Genomic DNA, 17,063 nt, shown 5'->3' with positions numbered 1-17,063 from the left:
CGACAAAAACTAATATATCTTGAAAACCTGGGTTGCCTTAAGGCATTAACAAAATTGCAATAGGAAAGCCAATTTATTGTAATCTAAATATTAACTTAAGTTTAAACTTAGTTGTTTTGTACATGACTTTTTTTCAATTCGATATTGTCCGGTATTATAGAAAGCATACATAAATGTATATTGCGCCTTAATCTGCATAAATTATGAAATGGGAAACCCTTTTATCGCTAAAACGCCAAGGCGACACTACCAAAAGACTCCGAAAAGAGCAGGATGAAACCCGTTTGGGTTTTGAGGTAGATTATGACCGGATTATTTTCTCTTCGGCCTTTAGAAGTCTTCAAGATAAAACACAGGTTATTCCCATGCCCATAAGTGTAGGCTCCAAAAAAGATTTTGTGCATACCCGACTTACCCATAGTTTGGAAGTTTCTGTAGTGGGCAGAAGTTTAGGCAGAACAACAGGACAGAAGATTTTATCTAAACATCCTTATTTAAGTGAAGTTCATGGGTATCATTTTAATGATTTTGGTGCTATTGTGGCAGCCGCTGCCTTGGCGCATGATATAGGCAACCCACCTTTTGGACACAGTGGAGAGAAATCGATAGGAAGTTATTTTGAATGCGGGAACGGAGAAAAATATAAAGCGCTTCTTACAAATGAGGAGTACCAAGATTTAATAGACTTTGAAGGTAATGCCAACGGATTTAAATTGCTTACGGAGTCGAAAGAAGGGGTTCCTGGAGGACTTCGATTAAGTTATGCCACCCTAGGTGCTTTTATGAAATACCCCAAAGCATCGCTGCCCAAAAAACCTTCAAAGCATATTGCTGATAAAAAGTTTGGGTTTTTTCAGTCAGAGAAAGACTTTTTTATGGAGGTAGTGGATGAAATTGGGTTGGTTGCCAATCCTAAAAACCCAAAAATTGGTTTTTACAGACATCCTTTGACATACTTGGTTGAAGCAGCAGATGATATTTGTTACACGATTATTGATTTTGAGGATGGAATTAATTTAGGCTTGATTCCTGAAGAATATGCACTGGAATATCTTATTAATTTGGTGAAGGACAGCATCAACACCAAAAAATACAATGCCATGATGCATTCCAGTGATAGGTTGAGTTATTTAAGGGCTTTGGCGATAAATACTTTAATTATGGATGCTGTTGCTGTTTTTGAACAGCATGAAGCACAAATTTTGAATGGCACCTTTGATGTTGCCTTGCTAGACAAAGGAAAGTATAAGGCCCAAGTAGATGATATTATTAAATTGAGTGTGGAGAAAATTTATAAATCAACGGAAGTAGTCGATAAAGAGTTGGGTGGGTATAAGCTCATTTCCGATATCTTAGAAGTATACACCACAGCATTAATCAATAAAAAAGAAGGAAAGGCTACTAGTTACGATAAGCTTTTAATAGAAAGTTTACCAGAAAACTATAGCAATACAGATGGCTCAGTCTATAAGATTTTGCTGGATACTTGTTGTTTTGTTGCTAGTTTGTCTGATAGTGCAGCGGTGCATATTCATAATAAGATAATGGGGAAACAGTTTTAGAAAGCATACGTAAGCCCTACTCCCAATGATTGCTTAAACTGTATCCTGGCAATTCCTGGATCAATGACAGTCCCATCGTCCGCAACCACTTCATCAAACTTAATATCATTATCATAAATAAAGTGCGTTCCTATATTTGCATTGATATGGTCATTTACCTTTAAATTGAACGTTACTTCCCAATCCACATCAATATTACCGAAACTGATAAGGTAATCTGTATACAAGCTCAGACGATGGTTCATAAACACATTTTTTAGCACTTCTTTCTCCCAAGTATTGGTGATAAGAAAACCAATCTCCATAAATATGTGTTCTCCTTCATCCACACCAAATGCCCCCTGATTGGATAAATTTTCATCTAAAACAAAGGTTGCTTTTTGGGTGATGGGAGATATATATAAATTGAATTTCCCCCCTTCGGGGATATAAGATGTACCAGCTCCTAAGAAAAGATATCCTGGAGCCATAAACCTTGAAATTGGAGTAGTTCTGTTTGGGTATTTAAAACCGTTGGAAAATTGCGTGTTGAAAGTCGCTTTAACCGAATAGTACCAATTAGTGATGGTGTCTTTTCTAAAGCCGACGGTAGAGGATAGCCTAATTTGGTCATCGGTCTTCCTCAATTGTCTGCCTTCTTGGGCATTGAGTCCGTACCGTAACCGCAATTCACTATCCCAATTTAGATATCTAAATTTATAGTTTCTAACAAAACGCATGTTTGCCAATGCAGATATAGAATTATCACCACCTGCATTCCAGTTTACAAAAGCAACTTCGTTAATATTAAGCCCAAACTCATTTTGTTTGTCCCAAAAAGATTGGGGAACAAAGCGCTTGAACTTTTTTAGTAACGGTTTTACCCGATTCAAAGGAGTTCTGGGATCGGTCAGTTTTGCACTCCTTGTTAGATATTTTAATTTAACATCTTTAATCCGCACCACTTGAAAGCCTGTTTCTGTGCTATCTTTTTCAAATACTCTTAAAGGATTTATCTGTGCGTTTAATGAAACAAAAACGGAAAAGAAAATGATTAAAAAACAAATTAATCGCATGTAGTCAAGGTTGATTTAATATAAGAACGTATTGCATCAAAATCTATACCAGCTATGGCGTGGGTTTCTTGAATTGTTCCATGCTCAACAAACTTATCTGGAACCCCAAAAATTTTAACGGGTTTTGTAAAATTTTCTTCATTTGCAAATTCTAAAACTGTGGAACCAAAGCCTCCTGTGGCAGATGCATCTTCAACAGTGATGATATGATCGTACTGTTTAAAAATTGTCCTCAGCATTTTCTTGTCCAATGGTTTAACGAAGCGCATATCGTAATGACCAATGAGTTCAGGTTGCTCTGCAGCCTCAATCACTTTTGAAACCTGGTTTCCAATATGACCGATGGTCAATACTGCAATTTTTGATCCTTCTTTTAGACAACGGCCAGTACCAATCTCAATCGTTTCAAATTCATTTTTCCAATTTAAATTCACCCCTCTTCCCCGAGGATAACGGATTGCAATTGGACTTGTCAACTTCTTTTGGCAAGTGTACATGATATTGCGCAGTTCCATTTCATTCATGGGTGAAAAAAGGGTAAGGTTGGGAATACATCTTAGGTATGCCAGATCAAATACGCCATGATGGGTTGCGCCATCCTGCCCAACAAGTCCTGCCCTGTCCAAACAAAAAATTACAGGAAGGTTTTGCAATGCAACATCATGAATAACTTGATCATATGCCCGCTGTAAAAAAGTGGAATAAATGTTACAAAAAGGAATCAACCCTTGGGTTGCCATTCCAGCGGCAAGGGTAACGGCATGTTGTTCTGCAATACCCACATCAAAAGCTCTATTAGGTATTTCATCCATCATGTATTTTAGGGAACTTCCTGTTGGCATGGCGGGAGTAATACCCACAATCTTTTCGTTTTGCTTTGCCAATTCAACCAGTGTATGCCCAAATACATCTTGATATTTTGGAGGTTGTGACGCTTCAGATTTTTTTAATTGCTCACCGGTTGCAGCATCAAATTTGCCTGGAGCATGATATACAACCTGATTTTCCTCGGCCTTCTTTAATCCTTTACCTTTGGTCGTTATAATATGCAAAAGTTTGGGACCGGATACTGTTTTAAGCCGTTCCAATTCCTGTACTAATTTCGAAACATCGTGACCATCAATAGGACCAGAGTAATTAAGATTTAAACACTCAAAAATATTTTCATCCTTAGCTATACCTGCCTTAACATTGGTCAAGTATTTTTTTAGCGCTCCAACGCTGGGGTCAATGCCAATAGCATTATCATTGAGAATAATAAGTGCATTTACATCGGTTACCCCAAGATGATTTAATCCTTCAAAAGCCATTCCACTGGCAATGGATGCATCACCCACCACCGCTATATTTTGTTTTGAATCCTCTCCCTGTAATTTAGAGGCCATTGCCATTCCAAGAATTGCTGAAATTGCAGTGGAACTATGGCCGGTACCAAAGGCATCATGTTTACTTTCACTTCTTTTTGGAAACCCGCTAATGCCTCCTAATTGCCTGTTGGTTTCAAAAATTTCTTTTCTGCCAGTTAATATTTTATGACCATATGCTTGGTGGCCAACATCCCAAATCAATTTATCATCCGGGGTATTAAAAACATAATGTAGGGCAATAGTGAGCTCTACTACCCCTAGGCTTGCACCTAAATGCCCTTCTTTGGCGGCAACAATGTTGATGATGAACTCCCTTAACTCTTGGGCAAGCTGAGGCAGCTTATCCATGGATAAGTTTTTGAGGTCTTTTGGGTCGTTGATATGTGCTAAAAGTTTTTCCAAGGAAATAAAAAACAAAAATACCCATAATCGGCAAAATGATTTTATGCTTAGCTTAGCCTTTTTATAAATCATTCCAATACATCGTGGAAAATCCTTTTGATGATACTTATTTCATGAAAAAAGCCTTGCAGGAGGCTGAATTTGCTTTTGCAAATGGCGAGGTTCCTGTTGGCGCAATTGTAACGGTTAACAATAGAATTATTGGAAGGGCCCATAATCTAACGGAACGGTTAAACGATGTAACGGCCCATGCGGAAATGCAAGCTATAACGGCTGCATCTAATTTTTTAGGAGGTAAATATTTACATGGCTGTACTTTGTATGTAACCTTAGAACCTTGCCAGATGTGTGCCGGGGCACTTTACTGGAGTCAAATTTCTAAAATAGTATATGGTGCGTCTGATTTGGAGCGAGGGTTTAACGTGATTGGCGGACAACTGCACCCTAAAACTGAAATAGTGGGAGGGATTCTTGAAAACGAAGCCTCGGAGTTATTGAAACGCTTTTTTATTCAAAAAAGGAATTTGAACTAATAAAAAACCCTGATGATTTCATCAGGGTTCGTCTCTAATCAAAATAAAATATTGTTGTTAGATTACTTGCACTTGTGCAGCAACCACTCCTTTTCTTCCTTCTTCTTCTTGGTATTCTACTTTGTCACCTTCGTTTAGTTCCACTCCGTTCAATGCAGTAACATGAACAAAAATGTCCTTTCCTGTTTCGTCGTTGGTAATGAACCCATAACCTTTGGATCCATTAAAAAATTTTACTGTGCCAGTCATTAAAATAAATAATTGTTAAAATACTAAAGTAGGGTATTTTAAATTTATCAAGGTGAAATAAGCTTTAAATCTTGGGAAAATTATTGATTTTCAGCTTTTTCCCCTTCTTTACTTTGCATCTTTTTAATATTTTCCTTGGTTAACATATAATCTTTCATGTCTTTTCCCTTGCTTTCTTTTATTAAGAAAAGCGGCATAGCGACCAAGAAAAGCCCTACAGTTCCAGCTCCAATATATTTATTTGCGGTAAGGGGATTGTCTGGTTTGATGTTGAACCCATAAATAATTAGTCCAAAAGAAAGTAGCACAATTAGCACTATAATATATTTCAGTTTCGATTTCATCGGGTGTGATTAATTAATTTTCTTCGATAGGCGGTCAGTAATTTCGATTTTGAAATGAAACCCACATATTTTCCTTCTTTTATTACTGGAAGATTCCATGCGCCGCTATCCTGGAATTTTTGCATCACCTCTTTCATACTATCCGAATCGCAAAAAATATGTTCTGGAGGGGCATGCATTAAGTTTTTTACATATACGGTGTCGTAAAGTTCAGTGTCGAACATGAATTCTCTAATATCATCCAACACTATAATGCCCATTAATTTTTCTTCTTCATTTAGAACAGGGAAAAGGTTCCTTTTGGATTTTGATACGGACTCATGCAACATTTGACCCAGCGACATTTCGGGATGAACAGCTTTAAAGTTTTTTTCTATCACATCATCTATTTCCATAAGGCCTAAAACCATTTGGTCTTTGTTATGGGTGAGTACGGCACCTATTTTGGCCAGTTCTTTGGTATAAATGGTATAGTCGAGTGCATTTTTGGTCATTAAATAAGAGATGGAAGCGGTAATCATAAGAGGAACAAAGAGCTGGTAGCCTCCTGTTATTTCAGCAATTAAAAAAATAGCGGTTAATGGTGCGTGAATTACCCCGGCGATTAATCCTGCCATACCTATTAGTGTGAAATTACTTTCGGAAACTGCAAACCCTAATCCAAGGTTATTGATCACTTTGGCCAATACATTTCCTAAAGCACTGCCCATGACCATTGTTGGAATAAAAATTCCTCCAGCTCCTCCAGCGGCAAAAGTGGTTGTCATGGCAATAGCCTTGAAAATCGTTATGCCAAACAATAATGCTATCACGACCCAGATGTTATGGGTATGTGCATCAAAAGGGGTTTTGCCCAAAGCTTTAAGATGATCTCCATCCAACAAATTGTTTATAAAACCAAACCCTTCTCCATATAGTGGAGGAATGGCATACAGCATAATACCAATAGCAATCCCACCGACCAGAAGTTTATATTTTGGACTTTTAAAACGTTTGAAAAAACCAAGAATGCTAAAATACATTTTGGTGAAGTATATAGAGGCAAAAGCAGTGCCCACACCAAGTAAAACATAAAAAAAGGTGTCTTTAAGCTGAAAGCCTTCGGATAAAGAGAAACTGAAAAGCACTTCATTTCCTAAAAAGAAATAGGAGGTAAGAACGCCAGAAATTGAAGCTAGGAGTAGGGGTAACATGGAGAGCATGGTCAAATCCAAAGTAAAAACTTCCACAGCAAAAATTATAGCGGCAATAGGGGATTGAAATATGGATGAAATCGCCCCTGCAGATGCACAAGCCACTAATAAGGAACGTGTTTTAGCATCGATGTGAAACAGTCTACTTAAATTGGAGCCGAGTGCCGACCCAGATTTAACCGCCGGGCCAAGCAACCCAACCGATCCTCCAAAACCAACAGTTAATGGTGCTGCGATTAAGGGAGTATAGATATCTTTTACAGACAATAACCCACCCTTTTTGGAAAGGGAATAAATGATGGAAGATACGGCGTGCTGTATGGGCTTTTTGTGCACGAACTTCACATAGAGGAAAACTAGGGCCAAACCAACTATCGGTAGAATGAAATACAATTGGTTTTGAGAAAATACGATGCCAGTTTCCAGCAGTGATTGAATAAAATAGGTTGTGTTTTTTAAAGTAACCGCAACCAATCCTGCCAAAAAGCCAACTACCAAGCTCATGATATGAACAAAGGTCCTATTGGAGATATGTCGATACCGCCATTTAAGGAAACGCGTGAGCAAACTCTTTTTTTTCGGCATGAGGTTAATGATTCACTTAAAAGTATTAAAAATCCCGCTCAGTGGCGGGATTTAAAATGTACTATAGATCTAACTTGAGATGAAGTTCTTTGAGTTGTTCGTTATCAATGGAGGCCGGAGCATCAATCATTACATCACGTCCACTATTGTTTTTAGGGAAGGCTATAAAATCTCTAATGGTTTCTTGTCCGCCCAAAATGGCAACAAGCCTATCCAATCCAAAGGCAATTCCACCATGTGGCGGTGCTCCATATTGAAAGGCATCCATCAAGAATCCAAATTGTTCTTTTGCTTCTTCCGGGGTGAAACCTAAATGCTTGAACATGGTAGCTTGAATCTCCTTATCGTGAATACGAATGGACCCTCCTCCTATTTCATTCCCATTCAAGACCAAATCGTAAGCATTGGCTTTTACATCGCCTGGGTTTGTTTCCAAAAGCTCCAATTGACCTGGTTTGGGAGATGTGAACGGATGATGCATGGCATGATAGGTGCCCGTTTCTTCATCCAATTCCAGCAGTGGAAAATCTATAACCCATAAAGGTGCAAACTCATCTGATTTTCTAAGGCCCAACCGTTCTGCAAGTTCCATGCGCAAAGCACTCAATTGAGTTCTTGTTTCATTTGTGTTTCCTGAAAGCACACAAATTAGATCTCCTGCTTTGGCATTTGTCACTTCTGCCCATTTGGCCAAATCATCCTGATCATAAAATTTATCAACGGAAGATTTATAAGTACCATCTTCATTGCATTTTACATAAACCATCCCTTTAGCTCCAACTTGAGGGCGTTTTACCCAATCAACAAGCTTATCAATTTCTTTTCGGGTGTAGGAAGCTCCACCGGGAACGGAGATACCCACTACCAGCTCAGCAGAATTAAACACATTGAAATCTTTGTGTTGCGCAACTGGGTTCAGCTCACCAAATTGCATATCAAAACGGATATCCGGTTTATCATTTCCATATAAACGCATAGCGTCATCGTAAGTCATTCTTGGGAAATCATCTGAATCTATTCCGTGAACTTCTTTGAGCAAATGCTTGGTTAAGCCTTCAAACTCATTTAAGATATCTTCTTGCCCAACAAAAGCCATTTCACAATCTATTTGAGTGAATTCTGGCTGTCTGTCCGCACGTAAATCCTCATCTCTAAAACACTTTACAATTTGAAAGTACTTATCCATTCCACCTACCATAAGCAATTGCTTAAAGGTTTGTGGAGATTGTGGCAGCGCATAAAACTGCCCCTCATTCATACGACTTGGCACTAAAAAATCCCTAGCTCCTTCTGGGGTGGATTTAATTAAATACGGGGTTTCCACTTCGATGAATTCTTGATTAGAAAGGTATTTTCGAACTTCCATAGTCACCTTATGCCTAAACATAAGGTTATTCTTTACTGGATTTCTTCTAATATCAAGGTACCGATACTTCATGCGGATGTCTTCACCACCATCTGTTTCGTCTTCAATAGTAAAGGGGGGTAATATAGATTCGTTGAGTATTTTGAGTTCTTGAACAAGTACCTCAATATCACCGGTTGGAATATTGGGGTTTTTAGAAGCTCTTTCAATCACTTGCCCTTTAATTTGGATGACGGTCTCCCGTCCAAGTGCTTTGGCTTCTTCCAAAAGTTGTGCAGAGGTACGATCTTGATCAAAGACCAATTGGGTTATACCATAGCGATCTCTAAGATCCACCCAAACCATAAAGCCTTTGTCCCTGATCTTGTGCACCCATCCGCTTAAAGTAACTTCTGAATTGATTTGCGATGCTCTTAAGGCTCCGCAAGTATTGTTTCTATACATGATATTCTCTATGAAGAGGCAAATTTAAGAGGAATACCAATATTTATTGCTAGATATGCGGATGGATTTTCGGTAGTTATTCTTCGACAAAAGCTATAAAGGAAAAACTTAACATTGGATAAATAACTGAATAACAAATATTTACAGGTTTAATGTAAATTTAATGTTATCTGAATATGTATTTAATGTAAAATAATAAGTACATTTATATCGTTAAGTAATTCTACAAAACCCATATCATATGAAGAAAGCAATATTTTTGATAGCAGTCGTATTTTCAGTTGGTATGTATTCACAAAGTACTGAACCTACATTAGAAAAAGTAGGGGAAATGGTTAAGGCTACATATTTTCATGAAAATGGTGAAATAGCTCAAGTTGGGCATTATTTAGATGGTAAGTTACATGGACAATGGTTTATGTATAACACAGAAGGCAATAAAATTGCTTCTGGGAAATATATCAATGGTATCAAATCTGGTAAATGGTTTTTTTGGGAAGGTGAGATTTTGAAGGAAGTCGATTATGCGGATAACCGTATTGTTGATGTAAAAAATTGGAACCAAACAGAAGTTGCCACAACCAACAAGTGATAGAAAAGTATAAATAAAAAAGCCCCGACTAAATGGTCGGGGCTTTTTTATTTATGATAGTCGCTTACTAAGCGGCTATGTCCAACACTTCTTTTTTGTCCTCCTCTTTTTTAACCCTTCTTTTGTGGACTCTTACTTTAACACGGTACACTAAGCTGAAAAGAATAGGTACCACAATCAATGTTAAGAAGGTAGCCACTAGCAAGCCGTATATAACGGTCCAGGCCAAAGGTCCCCAGAAAATCACGTTGTCCCCACCAAAATAGATATTTGGATTGAACTCACTAAACAGCGTAAAGAAGTTAATGTTAAACCCGGTTGCTAGTGGAATCAAGCCTAAAATAGTGGTGATTGCAGTCAATAATACAGGACGCAATCTTGCTTTCCCTCCTTTAACAACGGCTTCCATAAAGTCTTTGGATTCCAATAGGTCACCTTCTTCCAATTCCAACTCTACTTTTTTCCTATCGATAAGGAGTTGTGTGTAATCGAGCAGTACCACACCGTTGTTTACCACAATACCAGCCAATGAAATAATACCCATCATGGTCATCATGATAACAAATGCGCTTCCTGTGGCTACAATTCCACCAAACACTCCTATTAAACTTAGGAAAATAGCAAGCATGATAATCCCTGGTTTAGAAATGGAATTGAACTGGAAAATCAAAATAAAGAAAATCAAACCAAGACCTGTAAAGAAGGCACCCATTAAAAAGGCCATTTGCTTATTCTGCTCCTCGATCTGACCAGTATAATCAACGTTAATATCTGGAGGAAGCTCGGTGAAACTCTCCATTTCATCTTGAACTTTGCTCACAATGGCACCCGCATCCGTGAAGCCGGGAGCCAAAGCTGAATATACGGTTACCACTCGTTTTACATCTCTATGTTTAATGGCACTAAAACCTGAACTGTTCACTTGTTTTGCCACCGCCGAAACAGGAACCTCTTTTATTTGACCGGAAGACTGATCTCTAAATGTGATTTTCTGATTAAAAATGGCACTGGTATTGTATCTGTTTTCTTCATTAAAGCGAACATAAATATCATAATCCTCGCCATCTTCTTTATAGATACCTGCCTTGGCTCCAAAAATTGAATTCCTGAGCTGTTGCCCAACCTGTCCAGTGGCAACACCAAGTTCGCCAGCTTTTTTTCTATCCACAGCCACCAACATTGCTGGTTTTGATTTATTGACATCTATCTTAAGCTCATCAATACCGGGAATGTTTTTTGCATTGATGTAATTACGCATTTTTTCTGCAGCGGTAATCAATTCTGAATAGTCATTTCCTTCCAATTCAATGTTGATTGGATAACCAGCAGGAGGACCTACAGCATCTTTTTCCACAGAAATGGCAACCCCAGGATACACATCTTTTAGGGCTTCCTGTACTTTTTTCAGCAGCTCATTACTGTTGGCACCTTCGCGGAATTTATATTCACGCATGGTAGCGGTAATTTTTCCACGATGTGGCATTTCGGCAGCGGAACCACCATCGGTCTGCGGATTACCCGCTCCTTCACCCACCTGCGAAACCGCACTCTCGGTTAAGAAATTATAATCTCCGTGCAAATAGGCATCTTCATTAATAATATCATAGACACGTTGCTCAACATCATTTGTAATTTCATTGGTCTTTTTAATGTCAGTGCCCTCAGGATATTCGATATAAACAATAATCTGGTTAGGCGTATTGTCTGGAAAGAATTCCACCTTCGTTCTTTGACTTCCCACTGATGCTCCAAAGCCCATAAAGGCAAGAAAAAGAAGCACAAAAGTACCAATGGCTATAAGAATCGGCTTTCTTCCTGTCAATGCTCCACGAAGCATTTTTTCATAGAAGCGCTCCCATCTTGGCAATACCTTGTTTTGAAATCCATTTGCCCAACCTCTTAAGAAAAGTCTATATACCCAAAGCAAAATAGAAGTCACTATCATTAAAGTTCCCAAAGCGCGATAGCTTCCACCGAAGATCAAGATGAGTAATCCAATTCCGGCAACAATAGCAGTAATCTGTATAATTTGTTTTAGCGGCATATCCTTGTCTTCTGTGGTCATATATCTAGAAACCAACACAGAGTTAAAGAATATTGCTACAAATAGGGATGACCCAAGCACAACAGACAGGGTAACTGGGAAATAGATCATAAATTGCCCCATAACCCCAGGCCATAATCCCAGCGGCACAAAGGCTGCAACGGTGGTCAATGTGGAAATGATAATAGGGAATGCAATCTCTCCAATTCCTTTTTTGGCAGCCTCTATTCTGGACATGCCTTCTTGGTCCATTAGGCGATACACATTTTCGACGACCACAATACCATTGTCCACCAGCATACCAAGTCCCATGATCAATCCAAACAGGATCATAGTGTTCATGGTGTATCCAAGAAGACTTAGAATCATTAACGACATGAACATGGACATTGGGATTGCAAAACCTACGAAAAGTGCATTTTTGAATCCTAAGAAAAACATCAAAACAGTGACAACCAGAATAATTCCGAAAATGATGTTATTCACCAAATCATCTACTTGCCCAATGGTTTTTGAAGATTGATCATTGGCTACACTTACTTCTAAATCTTGAGGGAATACATTTTTTACCGCATCTTCCACGATTACCTGAATCTGTTCTGCAGCGGCAACCATGTTTTTACCGGCACGTTTTTTAACGTCCAACATAACCACTGGGTGTCCAAATTCTCTGGCATAGGTTGTTTTGTCCTCTTCCTTAAAACTTACTACGGCAATATCCTTTAAATAAATAGGATTGTTGTTTTCAGACTTTACCACAAAGTTTTCCAACTCATTTGGCTCGTCTATTTCACCAACAATTCTTATGGTTCTTCTTTGTCCGCTCGTAATTAAGTTGCCAGCAGAAATGGTTGTGTTCCCATTGTTTATTGTATTGATGATATCATCAAAACTCACCTGGGCGGCCATCATCTTGTAAATATCAACGGCAACTTCTACTTCCTTTTCTTGGGCGCCACGAATATCTACTTGTTTTATTTCTTGAAGACTTTCAATTTCATCTTCTAAATACTCACCATATTCTTTGAGTTTATCAACAGGATAATCCCCAGAAATATTAATGTTTAGAATAGGAATCTCTTCCGACATGCTTAAGTCAAACACATTGGGCTCAACTTTTGCACCATTAAACGTAGGCCAATCTTCTCCAGAAGTTTGGGAGTCAACTTCATCCTTAACCTTTTGTTTAGCAGCTTCAACAGATAGGTTTTCATCAAATTCCACAATAATTATGGAATAATCTTCTTGAGATGTTGAAGTGATTTCAACAACATTGCTGACGGTTTTAAGTTCATCCTCAAGTGGATCGGTAATCAACTTTTCAATATCCTCTGCTGTATTTCCAGGATAAACAGAACTAATGTATATTTTGGTTTCTTTTATTTCTGGAAAGTTTTCACGGGGCATACTAAAGTATGCGGATGCACCGAGAAAAAGAATTACGGCAATTAAAACATACATGGTTGTTTTATTGTCAATAGCCCATGAAGCCAGCCCAAATTCTTTATCTACTTTTTTCTTTTGCTTGCTCATAATATATTTCGTTTTGGCTAATTACTGACTTTGATTTTTACTTTCTGCCCTTCTTTTACGCTTCTGGCACCTTCATCTATAATGCCATCGCCACTGTTGACCCCGGAAAGCACTTCAACATAATCACCCTGCGTTTTTCCTGTTGTGATCACTGATTTTTGTGCAACTGCATCTGTGGAGGTTGAATCCGCATTTACCAAATACACATATTGTTCCCCAGCAGCATTTTCAGAAACAATACTTTGAGGAATTAAAATAGCATTCTCGTTGGTGTAATCATTGATCATCACTTTTGCTGTAAGATTTGGTTTTACCTTACCATTATTACTAGGTACAGGAATTTCCACTGTAAAAGATCTATTGCTAGGATTGATGAAATTACCTGTTTGTCTTACTTTGGTTGTAACGCTATCTCCCAATACAGGGAAATAAACATGCACATTTTTTCCAGGAACAACATTGGGTAAGTGACTCTCTGGAACCTCTACTTCAATGTACATATTGGATAGGTTTACAATTCTAAAAACTTCAGAACCTTGGCCTGGCCCAACCACGGTACCTTGATCTTTGATCACATCATCAATGATTCCTGAGAAGGGAGCCCTAATAGTGGATTTAGCAACTTGGCTTTGCATTTGCTTAACCGCACTTTCTTGAGCTTCATAAGCTGTTTTAGCCTGTAAATACTGAATTTCTGAACCAATATTTTGTTCCCAAAGTCTTTTTTGACGCTCAAAGGTGGTTTTCTCCAACGCAGCTTGTGTCTTCATTTGCGCTAGCTGACTAGACAATCCTCCATCATCAATAGAAGCTAACAATTGTCCTTTTTTCACTTTTTGCCCTTCTTTAACATAAACACGGTTAAGAGTACCCGCTATTTCAGGATAAATAAGCACATTTTGTTTGGTCATAACATCGCCTTGTAGCTCCAAGTAGTGGTCAAATTTTTCTGTTTTTGCCTCTATAGTGGTCACCAAAGGCAATTTGGCGTTATCATCCAAAGCCGCTATAACTGAATCTAAAGATTGAATCTCTTTATCGAGTGCTTTTTGCTGATTTGAAATTTCGGCTCGTTTTGCACGAATGGCCTCTAGGTCATTTCCTGCAATAATACTTTCTACCGAACCATTGTTTCCTCCTCCACAAGAAGATAAAACAACTGCTATGAGTACTAGATATATTAGATTTTTCATGTTGATATGGTTTTCTTTTTTGACTATTGATTTAATATGATTTCCAATTCGGTTTTTCGGTTGATCACATCAACCATAGATTGTAAATATTCTTGTTGGGTGGAATATAGCTGTGTTTGTGCTTGCCTAAGTTCAAAACTGGTTGCCAATCCTTCAGAATATTTAATTTGATTTTTATTTTCGATACGCTCTGCAAGTTTTAAATTCTGTTTTGAGGTATCGTATTCCTCAATTGAAAGAATGTAATCACTCTTAGCACTTTCCAACTGAAGTCTGATTTGTTCTTGAGCTTCAGTGAATTGTGTTTTTGCTTTTTCCAAAGCTATTTTGGCACGTTGTGTACTCGCACTTCTTTTTAAAGAGCTGAAAATAGGGATACTAAGGTCAAACCCTAAAATAGATTGGCCAAACCATTTTTGACCACTACTTAAAAAATTAAAGCTATCACTAAAAGAATTGCCTCCATAATTAACAAAAGCATTTAAAGAAGGAAGGGCCCTACTTTTTTCTAACTTATGCTCATAATAACGTTGTTCATTTAAGTTGAGTGCCAACTTATAGTCTACGTTGTTCTCTATATTGAATTCAGAATCCAATAAGCCCAAATCAATTTGCTTTTGAGCTAAATCATCAAGATTCTCCGTAAGTTCTGTGGGGGATGTAATAGGTAAACCCATCATCAAGTTGAGCATTTGAAGTGTTATTTTCTCCAATCGCCTCGCATTTTTAAGTTGACTTTCTATGGATGATAGGGTTATTTGCAGTTGATCTACGCTTTCCTCATCCCCAAGTCCATTTTCATAAATTCGCTTGGTTTCATATAGGTTCTTCTCCAATGTGGCTTTGTTGTTTTCTGAAATCAGCACGCTTTCTTGCGCCAACAATACATTTCCATAGGCCTCTACAACCGCTTTTCTAACATCTAAATCTGTTTTTTCTTTGTTGTTCTGGCTATAGCTTAAGAAAGCTTTTGTGGCTTGAACACCAACTATATACGATCCATCAAAAATTTGTTGCTTTAGTGTTGCAGTTGCGGTTGCAGATTGGGGCTGTCCAAAAACTACCTCTTGAAAAGTTCCTGGCTCACCGCCAAAAAACTCGGCTGGGATTTGGGACACTGGCTGTTTAAGCTGATTTTGGTAGCTTATAGCTCCGTCGATTTGTGGAAGCCCGCCGGCGATGGTTTCCCATTTTTGCTTTTGTGCGTCCACAATATCCCTATCTGCATTAATAACAGAATAGTTGTGCTGCAATGCAAAGGCTATTGCTTCATCCAGGCTAAAGCTACTTTTGTCTTCCTGTGCTTGGGAAAACAATGGTATTATTAACAGTAAACTAATTAAGGTTGTTCGCATTTATTCTTGGTTTGAATTGATGATTGAGTTTAATATTTTTCGTCCCTTTGGAGTCACAATGCCCCTCAGGTGATATTCTAAATAGTAGTCCATTAATTGTGGAGTGGAGAAAATGTGTTTGGGAAAAAGGTCATTGTCTTTTATGCTCATTACACCTGAAAAATAAATCCGTCCTACAAAATTCACATTAAGATTATCTCGGTAAATTCCCATATCCACGCCTCTTTCTACATTATCAAAAACACATTCCTGCATTACTTCGTATTGTTTCTGTTTTAAGGTTTCATGTATTTTGGGATAATATTTCTGCAGCTGGTATTGGGGTGATGACTTTTCATCCTTTAGGTGAAGCATTGCAAACTTCTTTATTTCATAAAGTTCTTTGATTGGATTTTTCTTTAGGGCTATAATTTCATCGATACCGTTGGAGATAAACCAAAACAAATCCAATGTACTTTCTTCTACCAACTTGGTTTTATTCTCAAAATGGGAGTAAATGGTTTTTTTTGAAATCCCCATTTCATTGGCCAAATCGTCCATTGTTACACTCTTAAATCCTAGATTTAAGAATAACTCCGTTGCCTTATGTAAAATCTTTTCTCGCATAATCGGCAGCAAAAATATACATGGAAACTTTAAAAACATAAAAAGTTTCCAAAGTTTTACATTTTTTTAACGAATGCTTAAATCTTTGGAAATAAAAGATCAATTACCTATAAATAGACGAAAGAAGTTGCTTTTATTGGACTGAACTGTTGATTTGGAATTTGAGCTCCAAAAAAAAGCCCTGTACCGATATTCCTTTCTTCGCTGCATTGGTGTGTTTTTCTTATGCTCCTCCATCTTCATCATCTTTTTTAATTCTCCTTATATAGGCATTGAAAGCTTCTTCTCCTTCTTCTTTCCAAAATTGATCATAGTGTCGCCAGTCAGAATTACCATTTTTGTTTTTACAATAATTTTTTAGCCTATCGTGTTTTCTCGATTTTTTATGACCACCTCCTTTTGAGGAATGACTACCGAACCCAAAAATTATTTTGGCCAAGGCCAAAAGGCCAAAAGATTGCCAGTAGGTAAGCGTTGTTAAGCCAAAAATGTCTGGCATTAACCAATTCCATAACCACATGAACACAAAGCCCATTAAGAAGATCATGATAATTCCGAAAATAATCATGAATATGACTTTGAACGCCTTGGTCACATAGCGCTCCATTTTTCTTTCGTATCTATCCGTATGTTCCATATT

The 17,063-nt window shown here is 37.9% G+C and carries 14 protein-coding genes; 3 read left to right on the top strand and 11 right to left on the bottom strand.

The features are described from left to right. The first annotated feature begins 203 nt into the window (after window positions 1-203). Window positions 204-1,562: a dGTP triphosphohydrolase gene (gene dgt / locus FVB32_RS03890; RefSeq protein ID WP_147741359.1), complete on the top strand. Its 1,359-nt coding sequence runs from the start codon at window positions 204-206 to the stop codon at window positions 1,560-1,562. On the opposite strand, the gene FVB32_RS03885 is transcribed toward dgt, so the two are convergent. Together FVB32_RS03885 and dxs are read right to left on the bottom strand one after the other, a co-directional pair. Then, window positions 1,559-2,617, bottom strand: a complete 1,059-nt coding sequence (locus tag FVB32_RS03885; protein WP_147741357.1) for a DUF3078 domain-containing protein — start codon at window positions 2,615-2,617, stop codon at window positions 1,559-1,561. The two genes, dgt and FVB32_RS03885, sit on opposite strands and share 4 nt — an antisense overlap. Continuing rightward, window positions 2,608-4,458, bottom strand: coding sequence for a 1-deoxy-D-xylulose-5-phosphate synthase (gene dxs / locus FVB32_RS03880; protein WP_147741355.1), 1,851 nt, complete (start codon window positions 4,456-4,458; stop codon window positions 2,608-2,610). Before dxs ends, FVB32_RS03885 begins: the two co-directional genes overlap by 10 nt. A gap of 11 nt (window positions 4,459-4,469) precedes the next feature. Between dxs and FVB32_RS03875 the strand changes: the two genes are divergently transcribed. Then, entirely contained in the window at window positions 4,470-4,919 is a 450-nt protein-coding gene (locus tag FVB32_RS03875) for a nucleoside deaminase (RefSeq protein ID WP_147741353.1), read from the top strand. Window positions 4,920-4,976: 57 nt separating this feature from the next. On the opposite strand, the gene FVB32_RS03870 is transcribed toward FVB32_RS03875, so the two are convergent. From FVB32_RS03870 to aspS, 4 genes are all read right to left on the bottom strand, one after another. Further along, window positions 4,977-5,168, bottom strand: a complete 192-nt coding sequence (locus tag FVB32_RS03870) for a cold-shock protein (protein WP_147741351.1) — start codon at window positions 5,166-5,168, stop codon at window positions 4,977-4,979. Between the two features lie 80 nt (window positions 5,169-5,248). After that, complete coding sequence (locus FVB32_RS03865) at window positions 5,249-5,512, bottom strand: hypothetical protein (RefSeq protein WP_147741349.1); 264 nt, start codon at window positions 5,510-5,512, stop codon at window positions 5,249-5,251. Next, the gene (locus tag FVB32_RS03860) at window positions 5,509-7,290 is read right to left on the bottom strand and encodes a chloride channel protein (protein WP_147741347.1); all 1,782 of its coding nucleotides are present in this window, start codon (window positions 7,288-7,290) and stop codon (window positions 5,509-5,511) included. Before FVB32_RS03860 ends, FVB32_RS03865 begins: the two co-directional genes overlap by 4 nt. 61 nt (window positions 7,291-7,351) lie before the next feature. After that, complete coding sequence (gene aspS / locus FVB32_RS03855; protein ID WP_147741345.1) at window positions 7,352-9,100, bottom strand: aspartate--tRNA ligase; 1,749 nt, start codon at window positions 9,098-9,100, stop codon at window positions 7,352-7,354. Window positions 9,101-9,341: 241 nt separating this feature from the next. Here aspS and FVB32_RS03850 point away from each other — a divergent pair, with 241 nt between their 5' ends. After that, on the top strand, window positions 9,342-9,692 hold the full coding sequence (locus FVB32_RS03850; protein WP_147741343.1) for a toxin-antitoxin system YwqK family antitoxin: 351 nt from the start codon (window positions 9,342-9,344) through the stop codon (window positions 9,690-9,692). A gap of 67 nt (window positions 9,693-9,759) precedes the next feature. Here FVB32_RS03850 and FVB32_RS03845 read toward each other — a convergent pair whose 3' ends face one another. The 5 genes from FVB32_RS03845 to FVB32_RS03825 all read right to left on the bottom strand — a co-directional run bounded on the left by FVB32_RS03845 (window position 9,760) and on the right by FVB32_RS03825 (window position 17,060). Then, the gene (locus FVB32_RS03845; protein ID WP_147741341.1) at window positions 9,760-13,269 is read right to left on the bottom strand and encodes an efflux RND transporter permease subunit; all 3,510 of its coding nucleotides are present in this window, start codon (window positions 13,267-13,269) and stop codon (window positions 9,760-9,762) included. A 17-nt stretch (window positions 13,270-13,286) separates the two neighbouring features. Next, the gene (locus FVB32_RS03840) at window positions 13,287-14,462 is read right to left on the bottom strand and encodes an efflux RND transporter periplasmic adaptor subunit (RefSeq protein WP_147741339.1); all 1,176 of its coding nucleotides are present in this window, start codon (window positions 14,460-14,462) and stop codon (window positions 13,287-13,289) included. Between the two features lie 23 nt (window positions 14,463-14,485). Next, window positions 14,486-15,817, bottom strand: coding sequence for a TolC family protein (locus tag FVB32_RS03835; RefSeq protein WP_147741337.1), 1,332 nt, complete (start codon window positions 15,815-15,817; stop codon window positions 14,486-14,488). Beyond that, window positions 15,818-16,423 carry a TetR/AcrR family transcriptional regulator gene (locus FVB32_RS03830; RefSeq protein ID WP_147741335.1) on the bottom strand — a complete coding sequence of 202 codons (606 nt, stop codon included), beginning with the start codon at window positions 16,421-16,423 and terminating at the stop codon, window positions 15,818-15,820. Window positions 16,424-16,646: 223 nt separating this feature from the next. Then, entirely contained in the window at window positions 16,647-17,060 is a 414-nt protein-coding gene (locus FVB32_RS03825) for a hypothetical protein (protein ID WP_147741333.1), read from the bottom strand. Window positions 17,061-17,063 lie beyond the last annotated feature (3 nt).

It is taken from the genome of Flagellimonas hymeniacidonis, from assembly GCF_008040165.1.
GTDB classification, from domain to species: domain Bacteria; phylum Bacteroidota; class Bacteroidia; order Flavobacteriales; family Flavobacteriaceae; genus Flagellimonas; species Flagellimonas hymeniacidonis.
This window is presented reverse-complemented; position numbering and strand designations above follow the sequence as displayed.

Coding starts and splice junctions, on each gene's coding strand:
- dgt (WP_147741359.1), top strand. CDS start 204: ATGAAATGGGAAACCCTTTTATCGCTAAAACGCCAAGGCGACACTACC.
- aspS (WP_147741345.1), bottom strand. CDS start 9,100: ATGTATAGAAACAATACTTGCGGAGCCTTAAGAGCATCGCAAATCAAT.
- FVB32_RS03865 (WP_147741349.1), bottom strand. CDS start 5,512: ATGAAATCGAAACTGAAATATATTATAGTGCTAATTGTGCTACTTTCT.
- FVB32_RS03840 (WP_147741339.1), bottom strand. CDS start 14,462: ATGAAAAATCTAATATATCTAGTACTCATAGCAGTTGTTTTATCTTCT.
- FVB32_RS03850 (WP_147741343.1), top strand. CDS start 9,342: ATGAAGAAAGCAATATTTTTGATAGCAGTCGTATTTTCAGTTGGTATG.
- FVB32_RS03860 (WP_147741347.1), bottom strand. CDS start 7,290: ATGCCGAAAAAAAAGAGTTTGCTCACGCGTTTCCTTAAATGGCGGTAT.
- FVB32_RS03885 (WP_147741357.1), bottom strand. CDS start 2,617: ATGCGATTAATTTGTTTTTTAATCATTTTCTTTTCCGTTTTTGTTTCA.
- FVB32_RS03825 (WP_147741333.1), bottom strand. CDS start 17,060: ATGGAACATACGGATAGATACGAAAGAAAAATGGAGCGCTATGTGACC.
- FVB32_RS03870 (WP_147741351.1), bottom strand. CDS start 5,168: ATGACTGGCACAGTAAAATTTTTTAATGGATCCAAAGGTTATGGGTTC.
- FVB32_RS03845 (WP_147741341.1), bottom strand. CDS start 13,269: ATGAGCAAGCAAAAGAAAAAAGTAGATAAAGAATTTGGGCTGGCTTCA.
- FVB32_RS03835 (WP_147741337.1), bottom strand. CDS start 15,817: ATGCGAACAACCTTAATTAGTTTACTGTTAATAATACCATTGTTTTCC.
- FVB32_RS03830 (WP_147741335.1), bottom strand. CDS start 16,423: ATGCGAGAAAAGATTTTACATAAGGCAACGGAGTTATTCTTAAATCTA.
- dxs (WP_147741355.1), bottom strand. CDS start 4,458: ATGATTTATAAAAAGGCTAAGCTAAGCATAAAATCATTTTGCCGATTA.